The following is a 20,940-nucleotide window of genomic DNA, read 5'->3' on the forward strand; positions in this document are numbered from 1 at the left end:
CGATGACTCTGTGCGAGGATGGGAGAATCTACCTAAGACCGGAGTGGTTTCCCGGTCCGAAAGTCCGTACCCGGGCAGCATGGAAATCAGTGCCTTTTGAAGGCAGAAAGCATTGGCGGAAAGGAGCGGAAAAAAGCAGCTGGGGTGTGGCAGAGGCTATGGCGGGGCGGCGCCAAGGTGCTGGTGCTGACTTTCCGCTATGTGAGCCGTGAGCGCTGGGTGCCTGTGTGAGATTTCCTGTCCCTTTTTTACAGGCTGCACGCCTCACAGATTTGCCGTGCACTTTGAGGAGTACAGTTGGCAGATCGACGTATCGTCATCTGGGCAGGTGGCTCTGCTCATGGGGGAATGCAGGGCATGCGTTTCGCAGAGCCTTCTTTAAGGCGCTACCAGAGAGCGCATGAGGCTGGCGGTCTTGGACATGCAGCTGTGTGTTGTCATCGCCGCGCAGGACGACGGACAGGCCCAGCCCTTCTGGCATAGCGCTGCCGGGGTCAGCTGTTTTTTCTGCGCGTGCCCCACAGATAAAGCAGCGTAAGGCTGCCGCAGCCAAGCAGGATGCAGGCCAGCAGCAGGACAGGCCAGAGGCCGGTCGCCATCAGGTAGCCTTCCAGGCCTGTATGCAAGGAGCCATCCCAGTCCACGAGACGGACAGGATACAAGCGGGAGAGTACCCACAGGGCCGTCAGCCCGCCCAGGCCGCAGCAGAACAGCAACGTACCCAGGATCAGGGGGAGGAACCGGACATGGCGCACAGGCCCGACCGGTGCCGGGGGTGTGCTCTCTTCCACAGGAGGGACAGGTGCGGGAATGAGCTCCCGGCCTGCGGGAACGATGAGCTCATCAAGACTCGTCTGCAGCACGTCCCGCAGCAGGGCAAGCCGGTCGATGTCCGGGGATGACTGGCCTGTTTCCCATTTGGCAACGGACTGGCGCGAAACACCCATGCGGGAGGCCAGTTCTTCCTGCGTCATGCCCATGGCTTTGCGTCGGCGCAGGATCTCCTGCCCAAGTCGGATCCTTCCTTCTGTCATCTTCTCTGTCATGGATGGAGGCTAGGGAATTTCCAGAGGGAGTACAAGGGGCGGGATTTCCCGCCCCTTGTAGTATGCGGCTAATTCAGTTTTTCCAGGGCGGCATCATAGAACTGGCAGAGCCGTTCCAGATCCTGTTTCTGTTGCAGTTCCGTCAGCTGGGGCTGCAGTTCCTGCATGATCTCGGCGTAGCCCTTGGGATCGGCCTGAGCCTTTTTCTGGATGGCCGTAGCAAATTCATTGGCCTTCTTCTGGGCTTCTTCAGGGGAGCAGGCAGCGGCCGCGAGAGTGGCCGTGCCGCAGAGCAGGGCGCAGGCCAGCAACAGGGAGAGCTTTTTCATAGGCACCTCGATACGTTGGACAGACTGGCTGTCGGTTATCCCCATATGGGACTTTCGTTATAGCTGGTAACATTGGTTGCAGGCCACCAACCAATGGTTGCAATAGGGCAACCATTGGCTACCTTTTGGAAAAAACAAACAGTTATGCGGAGATATGAGATCCCTTGCTGCCCCTTACCGACCAGGAGGGAGGCTGTACGGGCTATTTCAGCCTGTCCCCTGAACAGGCCCTGCCAGATATGAAAGGCTCGCCAGGCGCCTTTTCCTTTGGGGAAAGCGCCGGGCGGGAGGCAGCATGCCCTTGACGACGGGCGGCACTTACATCTAAAAAAATGGCCTACTGACCAAGTCAGGAATGTCTTGCGAGTGGCCAGGAGGCCGCTCCCGTTTTTTTGCCAAAGGAATGCATATGAAAAAGTTTACTCTCGCCGTCCACAGTCTCGGCAATATCGGTACCCGTGTGGTGGAAGCGGCCCTTGCCGCCCCTGATTGCCAGTGCCTCGGCGTGATCCGCCGTGCCGAATCCCTGGGCACGCAGAGCCATGCCCTGCGTGGCCTGCCCGAATTTGCCGATCTGGCCAGCCTGGAAGCTGCCCAGGGCCGCCCCGACGTCATCGCCCTGTGCGGGCCTTCGCGCAGCATCCCGGAAACGGCGGAAGCTTTTCTGAAGCAGGGTTACAATTGTGTGGACAGCTTCGACATCCACACCGAGATCCCCGCCACCGTGGCCCGTCTGGATGCCGCCGCCAAGGCCGGTAACAGCGTCAGCATCACGGCCGCCGGCTGGGACCCCGGCACGGACTCCGTGCTGCGCGCCCTGTTCGAAGCCATGGTGCCCCGCGGCACCACCTTCACCAACTTCGGCCGTGGCCGTTCCATGGGCCATTCCGTGGCTGCCCGCGCCATCAAGGGCGTGGCCGATGCCGTGTCCATCACCATCCCCGTGGGTGGAGGTCGCCATTCGCGCCTGGTCTATGTGGTGCTGGAAGAAGGTGAAAACCTGGCTGACGTGACGGCCCGCATCAAGGCCGACGATTACTTCGCCCACGATCCGCTGGACGTGCGCCAGTGCCGTGACCGCGAAGAACTGGCCTTCGTGGCCGACCAGTCCCACGGCGTGCTCATGGAGCGCACCGGTGCCTCCGGCATGACCGACAACCAGATCCTCAAGTTCGACATGCGCATCAACAACCCGGCCCTGACCGCTCAGGTGCTGGTCTCCTGCGCTCGCGCCACGACCCGCCTGCAGGCCGGCTGCCATACGCTCATCGAAGTGCCGCCCATCGCCATGCTGCGCGGTGAACGCATGGACATCATCTCCCGCATGGTCTAACGGGCCATACGCGGTTCGACTCTTTGTCCCCTGTCGCTCTTGAGCGGCAGGGGATTTTTTGTTTCAGGCAAGGCGGATGCCGCATGGCGCCGGAGGCTCTTGGGATTGCCGACGCCCCTGTGCGGGGGGGAAGAAAGCAGGACAGGGGAACAGCAGGCCGGTAAGAAAAAGTTCCCATGCTGGAGACATGAAAAAGGCCTCCGCACAGGCAGAGGCCCTGAGGAAAGACTCAAGAGTGGACGGTATGGTTGCGGAAGGAGCCCGCCGGGGATGGAAGCGGGTCGCATCCCGCAAGAGGTTCGCCGGCAGCCCGGATCGGGCAGGGCGCGGACCTCGGGCAGGGTTGTGACGCAGGCAGTGCCGGTTTGGGGCAGATCAGACGCGCATTTCTTCAGGTCTCACGGCCCGGAAGTTGCCTATTCTCCGGCAATCTGTTCCAGCAGCAGAGCTTGTTTGCGGGTTTCTCCGGTCAAAAAGCTCATGGAATTCAGACGGGCCATGCTGCCGCCTTCGTTGGGCAGCTGCACCAGATCGGTGAAAACTTCCTTGTACTGGACCCAGGCCCGCTGGCCTTTGAGCAGCTTGTCCGAGCAGCCTTTGGGATCACTGGAGTTTTTGCAGGCCTGTCGGGCCTTTTTGTAATTGGCATTGAGCCGGACGTCCCAGTATTCGTAGGCCTGTTGCAGACACCCCAGCATCTCTGTGGTGACGCCGCCGCTCTGTTCCATGCAGCGATCGAAGCCCGGGGCCAGCTCATCTTCTTCGGCCATGGCCGGAGCCGTCAGAAAGAGCAGGGCCAGACAGCAAAGCAGGAGACGCAGTTTCGACATGGATGACCTCCCGTGATGTTTGCCGTCAGCATAAACGGCTTTAGCGGCCGGGGCAATGGGCCTGCGGCATTGGCTGGGCCTGTTGGGGATGTCAGGAAGTGAGGGAGGCTATGGTCGCGGAGGGGAGGTATGCCGTGCGGGACATGGGACGTACCGCGCTCCACAAGGCCGGGGAGCGGGAAAGAATGTCCTCTTTTTTGTAATTACCGGCCCCAGGCGTGAGGACGGGGACCTGTCCGGATGGGACGGAGAAAAAGATGGGCCGGGCATGGGATCAGGCAGAAGGCAGGGAGGGCGTCCGCCACCCGGCCCCGTATCTTGGCACGTCTGTACCACGGGTCGCGCAGACCAGACATTGCCGGTACTGCGCGACCCTCATTTTTCGTGGTATGGCGTGACCGCCCAAAGGCTAGGCGCCGAGCCAGCCCCGGACTTCTTCCGCACTGGGAACGCGCCCCGTGCACATGATGCCGCCGTCGATGACCACCGCAGGGGTGGCCAGCACGCCCAGGGCCATGATCTCCCGCAGGTCGGTGATTTTTTCCACCGTGGCGTCACTGCCGGAAGCGGCCACCGCCTTGCTGACGATCTCGTACGCTTCGACACATTTGGAGCAACCGGGACCAAGGACTTTGATGATCATGATGCTGCCTCCTTTGGCAGGATATTGAGGGGAAGCGGCAGAGCGGGATGCGTGGGGCTGCCCTCCGCTACGATGCGGGGAGGACGCGTACGCCCCCTGCTTTGCCCCTGCCGTGATCGTTGTGATGCCGGAGCAAAGGCCCGTGCGGCATGAGGCACGGGCCCGCTTTACGCTAGAACAGCGTGAGCTGCAGGCTGTTGAACAGCCAGCCCACCAGGGTGAAGATGACCAGCAACAGGCCCAGGAAAAGGGCCAGCAGCTGCCAGCGCATGACCTGCTTGAGCATAAGCATCTCGGGCAGGCTGGCGGCCACCGTGCTCATGCAGAAGGCCAGGGTGGTGCCCACGGGCAGGCCCTTGAGCAGCAGGCTCTCCATAATGGGCACCACGCCCGTGACGTTGCTGTACAGGGGGATGCCTACCAGCACGGCCACCGGGACGGACCACCACTGCCCCTGGCCCAGATGGGCGGCGAACCAGTCCTGCGGCACGAAGCCGTGCAGGAGCGCCCCCAGCCCCACGCCGATGATGACCCAGCGCCAGACGCGGCGGAAGATGCCGGTCATCTCGTCCCAGGCGAAACGGTGCCGTTCTTCCAGCCCCAGGCGGGTGCTGCGTTCATCCCGCGCCGCCTGGCCGGAGACCCCCAGCATGCCGCGCAGGAAGGGCTGCAACCAGCGTTCGGCGCGGAGCAGATCCAGCAGCCAGCCGCCCAGCATACCGGCCGCCATGCCGACGACCACATAGACCACGGTGAACTTCCAGCCCAGCAGGCCCCAGAGCAGGACCACGGCGATCTCGTTGATGAGCGGCGAGGTGATGAGGAAGGCCATGGTGATGCCCAGCGGGATGCGGGCCATGGTGAAGCCCAGGAAGAGCGGGATGCTGGAGCAGGAACAGAAGGGCGTGATGGCGCCGAACGTGGCCCCCAGCAGATAGCCGATGCCCCGCCCCTTGCCGGAAAGATAGTCGCGTACCCGCTCCACATGCAGCCCGGCCCGCAGCCAGCCGATGCAATAGACCATCAGCACCAGCAGGAGCAGGATCTTTGCGCTGTCATAGATAAAGAATTCCAGGGCCAGGCCCGGAGCACCGCCGGGCGTCAGGGAGAGCAGGTCGAAGGTCAGCCAGGTGGCCAGCGGCTGGATGGATACGTACAGGCCCGTCCAGGCCAGCAGTACGACCAGCAAGGTCAGGGCGTAGCGCATGGCGGAGAAGGGGCGCGGCGAGGAAGGAGTGTCGGCCATAAATATTCCTTATTGGCAAAATTGCCAAATTTGAGTGTAAAAAATCCCGCCGCAGCGGGCCTGCCTATTTGTTCCGCAGCATGTCCATCTGGCTCAGGATGCGCTTTTCCAGCAGCTGACCGGTACAGGCCAGGAACTGGTCCAGGCAGCAGAGGGCAAGGCTGTAATAGATGTTCACACCCTGTTTGCGCCGGGTGACCACACCGGCGTCACGCAGGACAGCCAGATGTTTGGAGATGGTGGACATGTCGTCCCCCACCAGAGCCTGCAGGTCACAGACGCATTTTTCACCGTCGCGCAGGGCATCGACCATCAGCAGACGGCTGGGATGGCCCAGGGCTTTGAAGATCCGGGCCTGTGCCTCGATGAATTCCTTGTTGTGCTGCATGTCGTCCCTTTATTTGGTCATTTGGCAAAATATTCCTAAAAGGCCTTCCTGTCAAGATGGTGCAGGAAAGCCGTGCCCAGGTCAACGCCGCCGGAGGGTCCGGCGACAACAGAGCGGCGGCAAGGCGTAAAAAAAGGCGGCCATGCGGGAAGCCCCGCATGCCGCCGTCCGTCATCACCGGGCGGAGAGGCATCCCCCTCCGCCCCGGCGGGATGAAAAAAGCGTTACTTCCACTGGATGCGGTGCACCGTGGCCGGGCCGTATTCCACCGTACGCGCGTAGCGGATGGCAGGCTCGCCCAGCAGCATGGCATACTGGAAGCTGTGGGTCTCGGGCAGGCCCAGTTCGGGCAGGAGTTCGGGCAGCATGAGCTGCAGACACCAGTAGAGCAGGCCGCACCAGGTGGTGCCCAGCCCCAGGCTCTGGGCGTAGAGCTCCATGTACGAAAGGTAGATGAGGGGATCCTGCTCCTGGCAGGGAGCGTCCTTGGCATTGCCCACCAGCACGAAGTGGGGCGCGCCGCGGAAGATGCCGTCGATGCCCTGTTCCTTCCACAGGCGCGGTGCCGCGGCGAAGAAGGCCGTGCGGCGGCACTGGGGCAGGGCATTGTGGAGGGCCTTGTCCGCCAGACGGGCATAGACGTCCTCACGGAAGGCCTGCATGCGGTCCATGTCGTCCATGACGCCCACCCAGAGCTTGCGGGCATTGACGCCGGTGGGGGCGTGGGCGCTCACGTCCAGCACCTGCTGCAGCAGGGCCGGGTCCACGTTTTCCGGCCGGTACTGGCGCACGGAGCGGCGGCCCTTGATGAGGTTCTCCAGCTGTTCGGGCTGGGGCCAGGCATTGAGGATGCGACGGGAGGCGTCAGGGCTGTGTCCGTCCACGCTGATGGCGCCCGTGGGGCAGAGGGCCAGGCAGTGGTGGCAGTGCATGCACAGGCGTTCGTCCTTGATGTAGGGGTGGCCTTCCTCGTCCATGCCCAGCGCGCGGGGCAGACAGTCGGAAAGGCACAGGCCGCAGGAGACACAGCGGTCGGTATCCACGGAAAACTGCATGATGATGTCCTTTGAAAAAAAGAACCTGCCGCAGGGGCAGGCAGGGGAGGCCGCCGGTGCCGGGGCCCGCCGGGGCAAAAGAAAGAAGGGAGGGGCTGCCGCCCCTCCCCTCAGGTTCGCCAGAAAAACTAGCCGCGATAGATGATGTGCTCACGCACGTCGGCCAGGGAAGCGCAGCCGGTGAGCAGCATGGCCTGCACCAGCTGGCCCTGCATCTGCTGCCAGTACTTGGTCACGCCTTCCACACCGCCGCCGATGGCCGCGATGCAGAGCGGGCGGCCCACCAGCACGGCGTCGGCGCCCAGGGCCAGCATCTTGAGCACGTCCACGCCGTCACGCACGGCGCCGTCGGCCAGGATGGTGATCTTGCCGCGCACGGCATCGGCGATGGCGGGCAGCACGGTGGCGGTGCCGGGGCAGTGGTCCAGCACGCGGCCGCCGTGGTTGGAGACCACGATGGCGTCGCAGCCGGCGTCGATGGCGCGATGGGCGTCGTCGGGGGTCATGATGCCCTTGACGATGAACTTGCGGCCCATGTCATGCACATAGCGCACCACGGTCTCCAGTTCCGTCACGGACATGGGCATGACCGGGCGGCCCATCTTGCGCAGGGTGATGAGACCGGCGGCGTCCACGTCCACGCCCAGGATGGGGCTGCCGTCGGCCAGCACGCGGTCGATCTTTTCGAACAGTTCCTTGCCTTCCCAGGGCTTGATGAAGGGGATGCCGTGGCCGTTGCAGGCCTTCAGGGCCTTGACGGCGGCGTCGATGATGAAGGGCGGCACGCCGTCACCGGTACAGCCGATGACACCGGCGGCGCGGCTGCCTTCCAGGATGGCGAAGATGTAGTCGTCTTCGCTCATGGCATCGCTCATGTTGAAAGAGACGCCGCCGATGGGGGCCGCCATGACGGGGAAGCTCAGGTCGATGCCCAGGATGGTGCAGTTGGTGCGGGGCTCGCGGGCGTCGTGCAGGGCCGTCATGTTGAGTTTGCAGGCATTGAGGGCTTCGCGGTTGTTGCGGAAGCTGGCACCGGTGCCCAGGCCGCCCATACCGGGCACTTCACCGGAGCAGGCCTTGCCATCGCAAACGGGGCAGACGCGGCAGTGACCCTTCATGCGCTCGCGCGCGGCAGCTCTGATCTCTTTCATGGGATGACTCCTTTATGACAGGCATGATTGTGTTCAAGGCAGGCGCTCCCGGATACGGGGCGCAGCATGGGCAGTATAGGTCAGGGCAGGGGACTTGTCATCCGCTGGAAGACGACATATATTGTGAAAAAAATAACATAATAACTGGGCTTGCCATATTTTCCTGTACAGCGGCCATTTTCCGTGCTAGTTGCGACAGCAACAAAAGTTTGGAGAAAAAATAAATTCGGTTCCCCTGCCGGAAATTCGGGGAATTTTGGCAAAAAAACATGTAAATCCAGCGTATTGTCTTGCCATTTTTGAATTTGTTTTTTCTTCAAAAAAAAAGATGGATTTTTCATAAAAAATTTCATAAAAAATAGCCAGCCCAACGGATGGCCCCATTCCAAGATCCATGGAGAAAAATCTTCGTGAATTTTGGAGCAAACACTTGACGGCAGAGCAGGCTCTGCGTAATCTCGTTTCGTGCGTGGCTGTTTGTTTGGTCAAACAGTATTTTCTCCAGTGCGGCACGGCCCGCCAGACTCCGTGCCGCATTTTTCATCACTGGCGACGCATACTTCTAGAGCGCACCACGCAGCCGTGGCCCTTCCTCCTCATGGCCCGGCGCTCCCCCGCCCGGTTCCGGGCGGGTTTTTTTATGCCATCCGTCTGCCGTTCCCTTCTTCGGGGTCTGCTTGCGCCCTGTGCTGCCTCGCGCTATGCTGACCGGGCCTTTCGGCATAACCCAAGCCCGGCGGCGGCAAGCCGTTTCCTATGGATATTCATGATATTCGCGCCAAACTGGCAAAGGATGAACCCACCATCGGCACCTGGCTGCAACTGCCTTCCTCCGATGTGGCGGAGCTGATGGCCCGTGCCGGCTATGACTGGGTGGCGGTGGACATGGAGCACGGTTCCTTCGGTCGTACCGGCCTGCCCGACATCTTCCGTGCCATCCAGTGCGGCGGGGCCGCGCCCTTTGCCCGTTTGCCCATCGCGTCCAAAACCGCCATCAAGGCCGCGCTGGAGGCTGGCGCGCAGGGCCTGATCTTTCCCATGATCGAGAGTCGGGAACAGCTGGACCAGGCCATCAGCTGGGCCACGTATCCCGGCCACGACGACGGCCGCCGGGACGGAGAGCCCCTGCGCGAGAACCGCGGCGTGGGCTTTTGCCGGGCCAATGCCTTCGGCAAGGATTTCGATGCCTACATGCGGGACACGGCGCCCCGGATCTTCCTGGTGGCCCAGATCGAACACATCCGTGCCGTGGAGGAGCTGGACGCCATCCTTTCCCAGCCGCGTCTGGACGCCATCATGGTGGGGCCTTATGACCTTTCCGGTTCCATGGGCCTGACGGGGCAGTTCGACCATCCTGATTTCAAGGCCGTCATGGCCCGCATCCATGAGGCGTGCAGGCGCCATCATGCCCGCATGGGCCTGCATGTGGTGCAGCCCGACCCCGAGGAATTGCGCCGTCAGGTGGCGGCGGGCAGCCGCTTCATCGCCTACGGCATCGACTCGGTCTTCCTCTGGCAGGCGGCCGCACGGCCCGCCGGAGTGTAGGCAGGGCATCGGGAGGAAGGCCGTGAAGGTGACTGTTTTCGGCGGTTCCGGTTTTTTGGGATCGCATATCTGTGACAAGCTCTCCGATGCCGGACACGACGTGACCATCGTGGACGTGCGTCCTTCTCCCTGGCTGCGTGACGACCAGAAGATGGTGGTGGGCAGCATCCTGGACGAGGACTGCGTGCAGGCCGCGGTGGAAGGGGCCGAGGTGGTCTTCAACTACGCGGGCATCGCGGACATCGGCGAAGCCAACGAGCGCCCCGTGGATACGGCCCGCCTCAACGTGGTGGGCAACGTCATGGTCCTGGAGGCCTGCCGCCGGGCCGGTACCGGACGCTACATCTTTGCCAGCTCGCTCTATGTCTACGGCAAGTCCGGCGGCTTCTACCGGTGCAGCAAGCAGGCCTGCGAGATCTACATCGAGAATTACCAGGCCATGTACGGCCTGCCGTATACCATCCTGCGCTACGGTTCCCTGTACGGCCCCCGTGCCGACATGCGCAATGCCATCCACCGCTTCGTGCACGAGGCCCTGACCACGGGCAGCATCACCTATTACGGGACGCCCACGGCCCTGCGCGAATACGTGCACGTGGACGATGCCTCCTCCGCCACCCTGCATGTCCTGGGGCCGGAGTTCGCCAACCAGAACATCATCATCTCCGGCAACCAGCCCATGCGCGTGGCCGATCTGTTCAGGATGATCGGCGAGATGCTGGGCAAGGAGCTGGAGATCAAATACCAGAACGACCCCAACAGCGGTCATTATCAGGTGACGCCCTATGCCTTCATGCCCCGGATGGGGCGCAAGCTGGTGCCGCCGCTGACCGTTGACCTGGGGCAGGGCATCTTGCGCGTCATGGAAGAGGAACACCGCCAGATCCATCCGGAATTGCAGAGCCAGGGCGGCTATCTGGTATCCACCGACGACTGAGGCCGTACGTTTTCCGGCGGCCTGCCTGCCGGTGCCACCGGCGTGTGCCCGGTTCCGGGCTTTTCTCATGCGGCGCAAGGGCTGCCCCGACTGCGGAGCGTCCGCCGTGCCCGTCTTCCCGTCATCCCTTTTCCGGGCAATCCCTGCCCAGGGAGAAGTTATGAACATCATCGCCATCATCCCCGCCCGCATGGGCTCCAGCCGCTTTCCCGGCAAACCTCTGGCCCTGATCCACGGTGTGCCCATGGTGGGCCATGTGGCCTTCCGCACGGCCATGAGCCGCTGCCTTTCCGCCACCTATGTGGCCACCTGCGACACGGTCATCGAGGACTACTGCAAGGAGGCGGGGCTTGCGTGCGTCATGACCGGCGACCATCATGTGCGCTGCTCCACCCGTACGGCCGAGGCCCTGCTCAAGATCGAGGCGGCCACGGGCCGGAAGGCCGATATCGTGGTCATGGTGCAGGGGGACGAGCCCATGGTGCTGCCCGGCATGATCGACGCCGCTGTGGAGCCCATGCTCAAGGACCCTTCCATCAATGTGGTCAACCTCATGGCCGACATGGACACCCTGGAAGAGTTCGAGGACCCCAACGAAGTGAAGGTCGTGGTGGACCGCAACAACGATGCCCTCTACTTCTCGCGCGAGCCTATCCCCTCCCGCAAGAAAGGGGCCGACAAGGTGCCCATGCGCAAACAGGTCTGCATCATCCCCTTCCGCCGTGACTACTTGATCCGCTTCAATGAAATGGAGGAAAGCCCGCTGGAGATCTGCGAGTCCGTGGACATGATGCGCATCCTCGAACATGGGGAAAAAGTCCGCATGGTGCCCACCGATGCCCGCACCTGGAGCGTGGATACTCCGGAAGACCTGGCCCGTGTGACGCGGCTCATGGAGGGGGATGCCCTCATGCGGGAGTACGCGAAGTAGATGGGTCTGTTGTCCCGCCTCCGGGCTGCCTGGGAAGAACTCTGGATAGCCTGCTTCGCCTGGATACCCACACCGCTGGGCCTGGCCCTGCGCTGGCTGGCCTGGCGCTGGCTCTTTGCCGGCTGCGGTTCGGTACGCTTCGGCACGAGTCTGAGCTTCGTGGGCTGCCGTCATATGCGGCTGGGCGATGCCGTCCGGCTGGGGCGGGGCTGCATCATCACGGCCGGGGACGGCGAACTGGTCCTGGGCGACCGCGTGTCCATCTCGCCCTATGCCCATGTGGCGGCCGACGGCGGGCGCATCGTCATGGGCAGGCATGTGGCCGTGGGCCCCGGCACGGTGCTGCGGGCCGCCAACCACTGTTTTTCCCGGCATGATGTGCCCATCCTGCAGCAGGGGCACCATCCGGGCGAGATCGTCATCGGGGACGATGTCTGGATCGGGGCCAACTGCGTCATCACGCCCGACGTGCATATCGGCCGGGGCGCCGTGGTGGGCGCGGGCGCCGTGGTCACCCGTGATGTGGCTCCCTTCACCATCGTGGGCGGTGTCCCGGCACGTCCCATCGGCCACCGCGACCGCAGCGAATGCCCGGAACGCCGGTAGCCCCGGGGCAGAGGGCCTGGCGTCCCCGCATCCCCGGTATTTTTCCTGACCGGCAGGCGGCCTCTTCCGTCTTCCGGCTCCGACCCGCACGCCCCCGTCCTTCTGGGGGGAGGGAGCGGGTCTGTCTTTGAATCCTTCCTGTACGGCGTCGTCTTTGACGACGCGAACAAGGAGTCTGCATGGCCCTGAAATGTCTTGTTTTCGACTGTGACGGCGTGATCCTCGACAGTGTGCCCGTCAAGACGCGCGCCTTTGCCCGTCTGGCCGAGCCCTATGGCGAGGAGGCCCGCGACCGCTTCGTCATGTACCATACCGTGCACGGCGGCGTGAGCCGTTACAAAAAATTCGAATGGTTCTTCCGCGAGATCCTGGATAAGGAGATCACGCCCGCCGAGTCCGAGGAGTGGGGCAGGCGCTTTGCCGAATATGCTCTGGACGAAGTGCGCCGCTGCGAGCTCATCCCCGGCATCGCCCGGGTGCTGGAACACTGGCAGGGAAAACTGCCGCTTTATGTCTGCTCCGGCGCACCGCACGAAGAACTGAACTTCATCCTCAAGGAACGAGGCCTGGACAGCTGCTTTACGGGCATCTACGGCTCGCCGCCGTCCAAGGCCAAACTGCTGGCCATGATCGTGGACAAGGCCTGTGTCCTGCCTGAGGAGGTGCTCATGGTGGGCGATGCCTCTACGGACCGCAATGCCGCCGAAGAGGTGGGCACCCTGTTCTACGGCACCGGGCCGGAGCTCAGGGGCGGGGATTTCCCCTGGGGGCCTGATCTGACCGGGCTCGATGCCTGGATCGCGGAGCATGTGGAATGATGCGGCGTCCTGTTCGTTTTCTGTGGTTGGTGTGTCTCATGGCGCTGGCTTTCGGCTTGTGTGCCTGCCAGGAGGAGAGCTCTCCCAAAGCCTCTCTGGACAAAGAGACCGCTTCCGCCGTGGTAGCGAAGGCCGCCGCCGGTCTGCAGGCGCCGGAGGCTCCGGCCCCGGCAGAGGAAGCGGCCGCGGCCGCCAAGGTGCTGGATGCGGGCAATGCCTTCTGGCGCTGGGCCGATGTGGCGGGTATCCACGCCGGTCATCTGCTGCGGCAGGCCGAGGACTACATGCGCACCTGGCTGCTGGGCAAGGAACCCCAGCGCCCTGCGGAACTGGACGACAGGCCCGCTGTGGAAAAGGCCGTGTGGGGCGAGGCCGATGCCGCCCGTTTGCGGGATCTGGTGGCGACCATGCGGCGGACGCTGAGCAGCATGGAAAAACTGGTCACGTCTTTCCGCAAGTATGCCCTGGACGACAGCATCGTGGACGACGGCGCGCAGGGTAAGAAGCTGCTGCGCCGTCTGCAAGACGCACATGCCGAGTTCTCCAAGGCCCGTGATGCCCTGCTGGTGCTGGTGCGTGACCGTAGCCGTCAGGCCGAGGACGTGCTGCTCCAGGGCGATCCGCTGAAAGACGCCATCAGCTCGGCCCGCTTCCTGTTCAGCCGCTTCCTGCTGGGCGGCATCCTGCTGCGCGAGGGCAATCCCGACACCGTAGCCGTGGCGGGCTGGCGCAAGGAGATGGAAGAGGCCCTGACCGTGGCCCGTGGCCGGACCCGGGGCATGACGGAAGAAGAGCGGCGCCTCTGGCAGGCGTTTTTGGACAAGGCCGATCTCTTCCCCCGCACTGTGGCCCAGGGGCAGGAGGATGCGTTCAGCAATACGACGCGCCGCCAGCTCAATCTGGTGTTGCAGGAGGCCCAGGAAGCCTACAATGCGTTCGTAGAAGCCCATAACAGGCGGGATGCCGCATCCCGGTAGATGCTGACGACGCTTCAAGGCCCTCCCCTGCCGGGAGGATGGATACAGAAGAAGGACGCCCTGCTGATTGCGGGGCGTCCTTCTTTATTGGTGAGGGGATTCCCTCTTCCGAAGCGCGGGATGCGGGGATGCGCGGGGGGAGGTTGGGGAAATGCGGCAGGTAAAGGAGCACGTTGGCGGAGAGTTCTTGGAGAACGGCCGTTGCCCGGTGTCATGCTCCACCGGACATGAAAAAACGGCATAATGCCGTTTTATGATATCAGCATTTCATTCCAGATAGTGGAAAATAAGGAGGCTCTTTCCCGGAAAGGAAAAAGGCAGAGCGTTTGTCTGCCAGCCTGCCGGGATCGGCAGGGCAAAGCAAAAGACCACCCGCCGGCGGGTGGTCTTTCTATTTTCGGGGATGTAGGCAGGCCTTAGTCCGGGTAGTCCACATGGGCCAGGGCCAGGCCCTGCGGCGGAGCCGTGGGGCTGGGCAGGGCGCGGCGGTCGGCGGCCTCGAGGATGGCGGGGATCTGGTCGGGGCGCAGCTTGTGACGGCCGCAGGCGGCCAACAACCCGGCCATGTTGCGGACCATCTGCTTCAAAAAACCGTTGGCCGTGACGGTCAGGCGCAGGCAGGGCAGGTAGGGCGGCATGAATTCCACGGGCGGCAATTCCGTCAGTGTGGCGGCCTGGAGCTCGCGCACCGTGCTTTCCATCTCGGTACCGGCGTTCTGGAGGCTGGCGAAGTCATGTCTGCCCAGCAAAAAGGGCAGGGCCGCGCGCATGGCCCCGGCGTCCAGGGGGCCGCTGCGCCAGACGAAGGGCGCCAGCCGGGGCGGGACGAAGCCTTTCTCCTGCCAGAAATCATACACATAGGTCTTGCGCAGGGCGCTGATGCGGGCATGGAAGTCGGGAGCGGCCTCCTGCCAGTGCAGGACGCGCACGTCCGCAGGCAGCAGGGCATTGAGGGCGTGGCGCCAGTCCAGGCCGGGGCGGCGGGGCACATCGCAATGGGCCACCTGACCGTGGGCATGGACGCCCGCATCGGTGCGACCGGAGCCGAACACGCGCACGGGCCGCCCGGCGATGCGGCCCACGGCGGCTTCCACTGCGGCCTGCACGGTGGGCGGCGGGGTGGGGATGTCCTGGATCTGCCAGCCGCAGTAACGGCTGCCGTCATAGGCCAGCAACAGCCTGAGACGCATGGTGGAAGAAATGTCCGGCATGGAGGCTCTGGGGTTGATGTGGAAGGAAAGAGAGGTACGGGGCCACAGTCCGGCTTGGTGACGGTCAGGTGCCTGTCCGGAAGCCTTTCCCCGCAGGGAAGGGACCGGCATCCGCAACTCTTGGCCTTGATGCCGGGAAAGGGCGTTTTTCCATGCCCTGCCGTGGTGGAAGGCCATTGCCTGCCGGGCTCTCACCGGGCGCGTTTTGAGGGGCAGGACGCATCCGGAGAGGGACAGAGGCCGGGGAGAGGGCCCTTCTTGTGGCATAGACAAGAGCTCCCTTTCCCGCAGCCTTTTCCCCCGATCAGTCTTGCAATGATGCCTAGCGGCGGGCGGCGTGGTTGACGGGCCCGCAGCCCTTGCCGGGCGCGTAGCTTTTGCGCAGAGCAAGGTTAAGGAATTCCTGGGCGCGGGTCACGGCCACCTGCAGGGGCAGGCCGTGGCCAAGGCCGGTAGCGATGGCGGCCGACAGGGTGCAGCCGGTGCCGTGGTTGTTGTTGGTCTCCACCTTGGGCTGGGGAAGGAACTTGGGCGCCTGTCCGGCCTGGCAGAGGCAGTCCGTGACCACGATGGAGCTTTCCATATGCCCGCCCTTGATGAGCACGGCCTTGGCGCCCATCTTGATGAGCGCCTCACCGGCGGCAGCGGCGTCATCGGCGCAGCTGATGGTCATGCCGGTGAGCATCTCGGCTTCGGGGCGGTTGGGGGTCAGCAGGTCGCAGCCGGGGAGCATGCGTTCCTTGAGGGCCTCCACGGCATCTTCACGCAGCAGGCGGCTGCCGCTCTGGCTCACGGAAACAGGGTCCACCACCAGCGGGAAGCTGCGGTCGCGCAGGGCATCGGCCAGGGCGTTGATGATGCCGGCCGAGAACAGCATGCCGGTCTTGGCGGCATGCACGGGAAAGCCGTCCAGCACGGCGCGCAGCTGCAGCACGACGAATTCGGGTTCGGGCGCGTGGATGCCGGTGACGCCCAGACCGTTCTGGGCGGTCAGGGCCGTGATGACGCTCATGCCGTAGCCGTCCAGGGCCATGATGGTCTTGAGGTCGGCCTGGATGCCGGCACCGCCGCCGGAATCGGAACCGGCAATGGTCAGGATGTTGGGGGTACGCATGGATATCTCCTGTTCTGTGATCGCGGTCTGACGGCCGAGGGACACAAGCGGCCGGACAGCAGGGTTATACGCTGCCTCCGGGCACGGCGCAATGCCGGGTGGTCAGGCCGGAACGCTCCATACCGGCGGCGCAAAAAAAGGGCAGGGAAGACCCCTGCCCTTGTGCGTGGCTGTGGAGCTTGAGCGCTACACTTCGTCGATGCTGGGAGCACCGGCGATGGGCTTGCGGCCCATGGCCAGGAAGGCCACCAGGCAGACGGCGGCCACGATCACGCCGATGATGTCGGCGATCTGGATGCCCATGCCAAAGCCCATCTTGGGCTCATAGCAGATGTAGGAGATGCACACGGCCGTCATGAAGGTGGCGGGCACGGTGCAGATCCAGTGCAGGCGATGCTTGCGGTACAGGTAGGCGCCGGCGGCCCAGAGCATGATGGCGGCCAGAGCCTGGTTGGCGAAGCCGAAGTAACGCCAGATCACGTTGAAGTCCACGAAGTTCAGCACCACGCCGATGGCGAAGATCGGGATGGCGATGGCCAGACGGGCCGGGATGGCGGACTGTTTGAAGTTGAACATTTCGGCGATGGTCAGACGGGCGGCACGGAAGGCCGTGTCACCGGAGGTGACGGGCAGGGCCACCACGCCCAGGATGGCCAGCACGCCGCCGACGGGGCCCATGAGGGCGCGGGCGGTCTCGTTGACCACGTTGGCGGGACCGCCGGCAGCGGCCAGGGCTTCGGGGCTGGTGTAGAAGGTCATGCCCACGGTGGCCCACACGAGGCCGATGAAGCCTTCAGCCACCATGCCGCCGTAGAACACGGCCTTGCCCTGCTTTTCATTGGACAGGCAGCGGGACATCAGGGGCGACTGGGTGGCGTGGAAGCCGGACAGGGCGCCGCAGGCGATGGTGATGAACACCAGCGGGAAGATGGGCAGCTGCTGGGGATGGTTATTGGGGAAGGAGGCCCAGTTGTAGAACTCGCAACCGTTAGTGAACATGGTCACGGTCATGCCCACGGCCATGATGATCAGCACGGCGCCGAACAGGGGGTAGAGGCGGCCGATGATCTTGTCGATGGGCAGGATGGTGGCCAGGAAGTAGTAGGCGAAGATGACGGCGACCCAGAACATCTGGTCCATGTAGTCGGGGGTCAGCTTGGCCAGCAGGCCGGCAGGAGCGGCCACGAAGACCACGCCCACGAGCAGCAGGAGGATGACGGCGAACACGCGCATCACCTGCTTGGCCACGTTGCCCAGGTTGTAACCCACGATGGTGGGCACGTTGGCGCCCTTGTAACGCACGGAGAGCATGCCGGAGAAGTAGTCATGCACGGCACCGGCAAAGATGGTGCCGATGACGATCCACAGCAGGGCGCTGGGACCGTACAGGGCGCCCAGGATGGGGCCGAAGACGGGGCCCACACCGGCGATGTTCAGCAGCTGGATGAGCCAGACCTTCCACATGGGCATTTCGACGTAGTCAACGCCGTCGGCCATGGTCTTGGCGGGGGTGGGGCGGTTTTCGTCCGCACCGAAGATTTTGGCGACGATGGAACCGTAGATGATGTAGCCCACGATGAGGCCGGCTACGGCAAGAAGAAAGTAAACGTAATTCGGCATAGTATCCGCTCCCTCTGCGGCTATTCCGGTTAAAAGGTGAAAGCGGCAGCCGTGCCTTTGGCGTCCGGCTGCCCATTGTTAGTAGGGGTTCGTGATTAGCATGGCGAAAGGGGGGCGTCAACAGAGGGAAATGCTTTTTTTCCGCTGCCGGTGCGGCTGCCGGGGCGTCCATGCCTGCCGGGGAAGGAAGTGTTTTTTCGGAAAAACAGGTAGTTGGCACGATTCTTGTTTCAGCCTGTCCCCCGGGACGGCCTGAGCGCATTCTCCAGGAACAAAAACTTCGGGCCATGCAGGGGCCCAACGCGCATCGGGCCCGCCGGGAAGCGGCGGGGAGGGCAGCGCAAAATGCCTTCACAGCCGTGTGCCGGGATGCTAGCATGCCCACAGCCTGCCGTACCGTCGGCAGCGAGTTTTTATGGGCGTGCCTTCCCGCCGCCCGGAGGTCCTGCATGAAACTGGAAACCAAAGCACCGGCGCAAAACCGGTTCGCTACCCCCGCCTCCGCGTCCCCGTCCGGCGGACGGCTGGATGATCTGCCCGCCCCCAGGACGTCACGCGGCGGACACAAGCTGGGCTGTCTGGCCCTGCTGGCCCTTTTGCTGGTGGCCGGAGCCGCCGTGTGGTTGACCCGTGACGATGCCACCCGCGATGCCTGGCGCAAGGACGCCGTGACCTGGCTGGATGCGAAGCTGGAAGGCACGGCCCTGGCGCCCCTTATGAACCTGCTGCGCGAGACGCCTCCCCCGCCCCCGCCGTCGGTGGCCACGCCCGCCACGGAGCCGGGCACGCTGGCCGGTCCCACGGTACAGGGGACGGTCAGTGCCCTGGTCCGGACGGACTTCGTGTCGCCCGGGGCCGTCGCGCCCGTCCCCGCAGGGCAGGAGGCGCAAAAGCGCCAGTACCCTGCGGACAGCCGTGTGCAGCCCGCTTTCGTGGATGACCTTGCCGGACATGTGCTGGAACGTTTCCAGGGCAGCGGTCTCGATCTGAGCCTGCCGTCCCTCAACCAGCGCTACGGCGTCAAGCTGACGGGCCTGGCCGGCGGCAGCCGCGCCGCAGTGCTGCGCTATGCCTTCCATCCCGACATGCTGCGCAGCCTGTACACCATCTATGCCGACCGCTTCCTGGACAGCCTTGACCGCCAGTGCACGGAACGCAACTGGAGCGACCTGCAAAAGCGCCAGCTGCACATGGCCCTTGCCGGGCGTTTGAACGCCTGGGCCGCTGCCCTGGATGGCGTGGCCGCCGTCCCGGATCTGGGTGCGCGGCTGGCCGAGAGCGAGCGCTTATTGCAGGAATCGCTGGACATCTACAGCCGCATGGCCAGTACGGTATTCGAGCTGGATGAGGCCCGGCAGCGCAACGATGCCGCCGCCATCGCCACGGCCCAGCTGCGGGTGGACGACATCACGGGCCGTTACCGTCAGGCCATGGATGCCCGCACGGCGGCCCAGCATGCTTTGGTGGGCGACATCCGCCGTCATGCCGGTGCCGCCCTGGATGACGACAGCCTGCTGTTCGTGGCCCAGTGGGTGGGCCGCCGCCTGCAGCAGGACAGCAAGGCCCTGGCCACCGTCCACGCCGGTTCCGCCGCGTTGCGTGACATGGCGGGCCGTTGTACCCGGATAGCCAGCGGTAAGGCGGCTGCGGAACAGCCTGCGGCCCCTGTTATCAATGATGTGCCCCTGCGGCCCGGTCCCAAGCAGGCCCGGCCCCGTCCGGCGACAGCTCCGGCACTTCCGGCTGCGGCCGGCGGGAGCGCGCCTGTTGCCCCGACCGCTCCGGTGGCGGCACCGGCGGCAGCTTCGCAAGGGACTGCTCCGGCGGCCCTGCCCGCGCAGGGGCCTGCCGTCGGCGGGACGGTCACGCCTCCGGCCCTCGCGGCCCCGCAAACACCTGCGGCGCCCGCGACCGTGCCCGTGCCCGCGGCCCAGCCCCCGGCAACGGGGGGCGCTTCGGTCGGCGGTCCCGTGCTGCCCGCACCGGCCCCGTCCCGTTAGAGAGACGACGTCCGGCCCGTTCCCGCAAGCAGGAACGGGAAGGGCGGAGGCAGGGCGGTATGGCAACCGCGCCCGGTCATACGGCCATGCGGGAAGGATGGCCTTTCGAGGCAGGCCGGATCCGGCCGGAGTTCCGTCAGTTTCACGATTTTCACATTTCAAGGCAAAGAGGGGGAGTGCCTTCGGGCGACTCCCCTTTTTCACACGCCGGGCAAGGGAGCCATGACAGCTCCTTCTCCCGGTCTGCCGGGATGTCCCGGTTCTAACGGCGGGCCCGTGCCCGCAAGGAGGCGTGCCATGCGCGCTGTAGTCATCAAAGACATGTTTTGCCGCGGCAGTATCCTGTGCTGTGCGCTGCTTTTGTGCTGCCTGTGCCTCTGGCCTGCCGGAGCCCGCGCCCTTTCGTCCGATGCGGCCCGGGCCTGCGTGGTGGAGGCGGGCGGGGCCGTGGACAATGCGGATGCGGCCTGCTTCGAGCAGCTCGTGGATATGGATGCCATCCTCAATGAGGCCGTGGATCTGTTTATGAAGGAGGCCGCCAAGCCGGAGAATTCTTCCCTGCTGCCGCCCATGCTGGCCCTGATGTTCTCCGGGGCCGCCATGGCCGAGGACAACGGCCTGGGCGTGCGCAAGCTGCTGGTCTCCGAAGCCCGGGCCTTCGTGCACAATGGCATCGCTTCCGGGGCTTTTGCCGGCAAGAGCGTGCAGGGCTACCGGACGGAAGGCTGGGTGGCGCCCCTGTTCGAATCCGTGTCCATGGGCCGCAAGGAGATCCGCAATGTGGGCACGCCCGTGCGTCAGGGCAAGGACTGGATCGTGCCCTTCGTGCTGCGTGACCATGGCAACGGCAACAGCTATGCCGTGCGTGCGCGGGTGAGCGATGCCGGGGGCAGCCCGCGTGTGGTGGCTGTGGAGAACCTGCGCCAGCTGTTCGTCATCCTGGGCAAGGAAGCCCAGGCGTTGGAGAGCTAGGCGGCCTGAGCCGCGTGCGGTCCCGGTCTGGAATCCATCAGCGTCCACGAGACGGCAGAGGAACAGACCCCGTCCTGCTGCGGCGCGGGCAAGTTCGTTCCTCCTCCCGGAAGGCCCGTAAGGGCCGAACTCCCTTCCTTTTTTAAAGACAAAAGAGAAAACCACCCGTTCTACCGGGTGGTTTTCTG

The 20,940-nt window shown here is 64.3% G+C and carries 21 protein-coding genes; 9 read left to right on the plus strand and 12 right to left on the minus strand.

Annotated features, from left to right (window positions below; genetic code table 11):
- Window positions 1-494 precede the first annotated feature (494 nt).
- Both ACQRBR_RS09150 and ACQRBR_RS09155 read right to left on the minus strand, forming a co-directional pair.
- Window positions 495-1,034: a helix-turn-helix domain-containing protein gene (locus tag ACQRBR_RS09150; protein WP_427812829.1), complete on the minus strand. Its 540-nt coding sequence runs from the start codon at window positions 1,032-1,034 to the stop codon at window positions 495-497.
- A gap of 80 nt (window positions 1,035-1,114) precedes the next feature.
- Window positions 1,115-1,375 (minus strand): BTB/POZ domain-containing protein KCTD2, encoded by a 261-nt coding sequence (locus ACQRBR_RS09155; RefSeq protein ID WP_321127598.1) that lies wholly within the window; start codon window positions 1,373-1,375, stop codon window positions 1,115-1,117.
- Window positions 1,376-1,784: 409 nt separating this feature from the next.
- On the opposite strand from ACQRBR_RS09155, the gene ACQRBR_RS09160 reads away from it, so the two are divergent.
- On the plus strand, window positions 1,785-2,708 hold the full coding sequence (locus tag ACQRBR_RS09160) for a diaminopimelate dehydrogenase (protein ID WP_168935173.1): 924 nt from the start codon (window positions 1,785-1,787) through the stop codon (window positions 2,706-2,708).
- Window positions 2,709-3,124: 416 nt separating this feature from the next.
- Here the strand turns inward: ACQRBR_RS09160 and ACQRBR_RS09165 are convergent, their stop codons facing one another.
- The 7 genes from ACQRBR_RS09165 to ACQRBR_RS09195 all read right to left on the minus strand — a co-directional run bounded on the left by ACQRBR_RS09165 (window position 3,125) and on the right by ACQRBR_RS09195 (window position 8,362).
- A complete protein-coding gene (locus tag ACQRBR_RS09165; protein ID WP_427812830.1) occupies window positions 3,125-3,538 on the minus strand; it encodes a lysozyme inhibitor LprI family protein in 414 nt (137 codons plus the stop codon).
- 409 nt (window positions 3,539-3,947) lie between these two features.
- Window positions 3,948-4,181: a thioredoxin family protein gene (locus ACQRBR_RS09170; RefSeq protein WP_006009027.1), complete on the minus strand. Its 234-nt coding sequence runs from the start codon at window positions 4,179-4,181 to the stop codon at window positions 3,948-3,950.
- Between the two features lie 172 nt (window positions 4,182-4,353).
- On the minus strand, window positions 4,354-5,427 hold the full coding sequence (locus ACQRBR_RS09175; protein WP_427812831.1) for a permease: 1,074 nt from the start codon (window positions 5,425-5,427) through the stop codon (window positions 4,354-4,356).
- Between the two features lie 64 nt (window positions 5,428-5,491).
- A complete protein-coding gene (locus ACQRBR_RS09180; protein ID WP_168935170.1) occupies window positions 5,492-5,815 on the minus strand; it encodes an ArsR/SmtB family transcription factor in 324 nt (107 codons plus the stop codon).
- Between the two features lie 224 nt (window positions 5,816-6,039).
- Complete coding sequence (locus ACQRBR_RS09185; protein WP_303880753.1) at window positions 6,040-6,870, minus strand: nitroreductase family protein; 831 nt, start codon at window positions 6,868-6,870, stop codon at window positions 6,040-6,042.
- Between the two features lie 128 nt (window positions 6,871-6,998).
- Entirely contained in the window at window positions 6,999-8,021 is a 1,023-nt protein-coding gene (locus ACQRBR_RS09190) for an alpha-hydroxy-acid oxidizing protein (protein ID WP_006009040.1), read from the minus strand.
- An 80-nt stretch (window positions 8,022-8,101) separates the two neighbouring features.
- On the minus strand, window positions 8,102-8,362 hold the full coding sequence (locus ACQRBR_RS09195; protein WP_427812832.1) for a hypothetical protein: 261 nt from the start codon (window positions 8,360-8,362) through the stop codon (window positions 8,102-8,104).
- Window positions 8,363-8,777: 415 nt separating this feature from the next.
- Here ACQRBR_RS09195 and ACQRBR_RS09200 point away from each other — a divergent pair, with 415 nt between their 5' ends.
- The 6 genes from ACQRBR_RS09200 (at window position 8,778) to ACQRBR_RS09225 (ending at window position 13,835) form a co-directional block, all read left to right on the plus strand.
- Entirely contained in the window at window positions 8,778-9,566 is a 789-nt protein-coding gene (locus ACQRBR_RS09200) for an HpcH/HpaI aldolase family protein (protein ID WP_412390227.1), read from the plus strand.
- A 22-nt stretch (window positions 9,567-9,588) separates the two neighbouring features.
- Window positions 9,589-10,503, plus strand: a complete 915-nt coding sequence (locus tag ACQRBR_RS09205) for an NAD-dependent epimerase/dehydratase family protein (protein WP_412390228.1) — start codon at window positions 9,589-9,591, stop codon at window positions 10,501-10,503.
- A 160-nt stretch (window positions 10,504-10,663) separates the two neighbouring features.
- Entirely contained in the window at window positions 10,664-11,434 is a 771-nt protein-coding gene (locus ACQRBR_RS09210) for a 3-deoxy-manno-octulosonate cytidylyltransferase (RefSeq protein WP_417035248.1), read from the plus strand.
- Window positions 11,435-12,040, plus strand: coding sequence for an acyltransferase (locus tag ACQRBR_RS09215; protein ID WP_303880746.1), 606 nt, complete (start codon window positions 11,435-11,437; stop codon window positions 12,038-12,040).
- Window positions 12,041-12,219: 179 nt separating this feature from the next.
- Window positions 12,220-12,858: an HAD family hydrolase gene (locus ACQRBR_RS09220; protein ID WP_427812833.1), complete on the plus strand. Its 639-nt coding sequence runs from the start codon at window positions 12,220-12,222 to the stop codon at window positions 12,856-12,858.
- Window positions 12,859-12,896: 38 nt separating this feature from the next.
- Window positions 12,897-13,835, plus strand: coding sequence for a hypothetical protein (locus ACQRBR_RS09225; RefSeq protein WP_427812834.1), 939 nt, complete (start codon window positions 12,897-12,899; stop codon window positions 13,833-13,835).
- A 416-nt stretch (window positions 13,836-14,251) separates the two neighbouring features.
- On the opposite strand, the gene truA is transcribed toward ACQRBR_RS09225, so the two are convergent.
- From truA to ACQRBR_RS09240, 3 genes are all read right to left on the minus strand, one after another.
- Window positions 14,252-15,046 carry a tRNA pseudouridine(38-40) synthase TruA gene (gene truA, locus ACQRBR_RS09230; RefSeq protein ID WP_427812835.1) on the minus strand — a complete coding sequence of 265 codons (795 nt, stop codon included), beginning with the start codon at window positions 15,044-15,046 and terminating at the stop codon, window positions 14,252-14,254.
- Window positions 15,047-15,368: 322 nt separating this feature from the next.
- The gene (gene thiD / locus ACQRBR_RS09235; protein WP_427812836.1) at window positions 15,369-16,160 is read right to left on the minus strand and encodes a bifunctional hydroxymethylpyrimidine kinase/phosphomethylpyrimidine kinase; all 792 of its coding nucleotides are present in this window, start codon (window positions 16,158-16,160) and stop codon (window positions 15,369-15,371) included.
- 186 nt (window positions 16,161-16,346) lie between these two features.
- Window positions 16,347-17,780: a carbon starvation CstA family protein gene (locus tag ACQRBR_RS09240; protein WP_427812837.1), complete on the minus strand. Its 1,434-nt coding sequence runs from the start codon at window positions 17,778-17,780 to the stop codon at window positions 16,347-16,349.
- Between the two features lie 449 nt (window positions 17,781-18,229).
- Here ACQRBR_RS09240 and ACQRBR_RS09245 point away from each other — a divergent pair, with 449 nt between their 5' ends.
- Both ACQRBR_RS09245 and ACQRBR_RS09250 read left to right on the plus strand, forming a co-directional pair.
- Window positions 18,230-19,780, plus strand: a complete 1,551-nt coding sequence (locus tag ACQRBR_RS09245) for a hypothetical protein (protein ID WP_427812838.1) — start codon at window positions 18,230-18,232, stop codon at window positions 19,778-19,780.
- 297 nt (window positions 19,781-20,077) lie between these two features.
- On the plus strand, window positions 20,078-20,752 hold the full coding sequence (locus ACQRBR_RS09250; RefSeq protein ID WP_427812839.1) for a hypothetical protein: 675 nt from the start codon (window positions 20,078-20,080) through the stop codon (window positions 20,750-20,752).
- The last annotated feature ends 188 nt before the right edge of the window (window positions 20,753-20,940 follow it).

Origin of the sequence: Desulfovibrio sp. SGI.133, assembly GCF_050313955.1 — a bacterium.
GTDB lineage: Bacteria > Desulfobacterota > Desulfovibrionia > Desulfovibrionales > Desulfovibrionaceae > Desulfovibrio.

Excerpts from the sequence above, each read along its gene's own strand:
- ACQRBR_RS09150 (WP_427812829.1), bottom strand. The coding sequence starts at position 1,034 with ATGACAGAAGGAAGGATCCGACTTGGGCAGGAGATCCTGCGCCGACGC.
- ACQRBR_RS09155 (WP_321127598.1), bottom strand. The coding sequence starts at position 1,375 with ATGAAAAAGCTCTCCCTGTTGCTGGCCTGCGCCCTGCTCTGCGGCACG.
- ACQRBR_RS09160 (WP_168935173.1), top strand. The coding sequence starts at position 1,785 with ATGAAAAAGTTTACTCTCGCCGTCCACAGTCTCGGCAATATCGGTACC.
- ACQRBR_RS09165 (WP_427812830.1), bottom strand. The coding sequence starts at position 3,538 with ATGTCGAAACTGCGTCTCCTGCTTTGCTGTCTGGCCCTGCTCTTTCTG.
- ACQRBR_RS09170 (WP_006009027.1), bottom strand. The coding sequence starts at position 4,181 with ATGATCATCAAAGTCCTTGGTCCCGGTTGCTCCAAATGTGTCGAAGCG.
- ACQRBR_RS09175 (WP_427812831.1), bottom strand. The coding sequence starts at position 5,427 with ATGGCCGACACTCCTTCCTCGCCGCGCCCCTTCTCCGCCATGCGCTAC.
- ACQRBR_RS09180 (WP_168935170.1), bottom strand. The coding sequence starts at position 5,815 with ATGCAGCACAACAAGGAATTCATCGAGGCACAGGCCCGGATCTTCAAA.
- ACQRBR_RS09185 (WP_303880753.1), bottom strand. The coding sequence starts at position 6,870 with ATGCAGTTTTCCGTGGATACCGACCGCTGTGTCTCCTGCGGCCTGTGC.
- ACQRBR_RS09190 (WP_006009040.1), bottom strand. The coding sequence starts at position 8,021 with ATGAAAGAGATCAGAGCTGCCGCGCGCGAGCGCATGAAGGGTCACTGC.
- ACQRBR_RS09195 (WP_427812832.1), bottom strand. The coding sequence starts at position 8,362 with ATGAAAAATCCATCTTTTTTTTTGAAGAAAAAACAAATTCAAAAATGG.
- ACQRBR_RS09200 (WP_412390227.1), top strand. The coding sequence starts at position 8,778 with ATGGATATTCATGATATTCGCGCCAAACTGGCAAAGGATGAACCCACC.
- ACQRBR_RS09210 (WP_417035248.1), top strand. The coding sequence starts at position 10,664 with ATGAACATCATCGCCATCATCCCCGCCCGCATGGGCTCCAGCCGCTTT.
- ACQRBR_RS09215 (WP_303880746.1), top strand. The coding sequence starts at position 11,435 with ATGGGTCTGTTGTCCCGCCTCCGGGCTGCCTGGGAAGAACTCTGGATA.
- ACQRBR_RS09220 (WP_427812833.1), top strand. The coding sequence starts at position 12,220 with ATGGCCCTGAAATGTCTTGTTTTCGACTGTGACGGCGTGATCCTCGAC.
- ACQRBR_RS09225 (WP_427812834.1), top strand. The coding sequence starts at position 12,897 with ATGGCGCTGGCTTTCGGCTTGTGTGCCTGCCAGGAGGAGAGCTCTCCC.
- truA (WP_427812835.1), bottom strand. The coding sequence starts at position 15,046 with ATGCCGGACATTTCTTCCACCATGCGTCTCAGGCTGTTGCTGGCCTAT.
- thiD (WP_427812836.1), bottom strand. The coding sequence starts at position 16,160 with ATGCGTACCCCCAACATCCTGACCATTGCCGGTTCCGATTCCGGCGGC.
- ACQRBR_RS09240 (WP_427812837.1), bottom strand. The coding sequence starts at position 17,780 with ATGCCGAATTACGTTTACTTTCTTCTTGCCGTAGCCGGCCTCATCGTG.
- ACQRBR_RS09245 (WP_427812838.1), top strand. The coding sequence starts at position 18,230 with ATGAAACTGGAAACCAAAGCACCGGCGCAAAACCGGTTCGCTACCCCC.
- ACQRBR_RS09250 (WP_427812839.1), top strand. The coding sequence starts at position 20,078 with ATGCGCGCTGTAGTCATCAAAGACATGTTTTGCCGCGGCAGTATCCTG.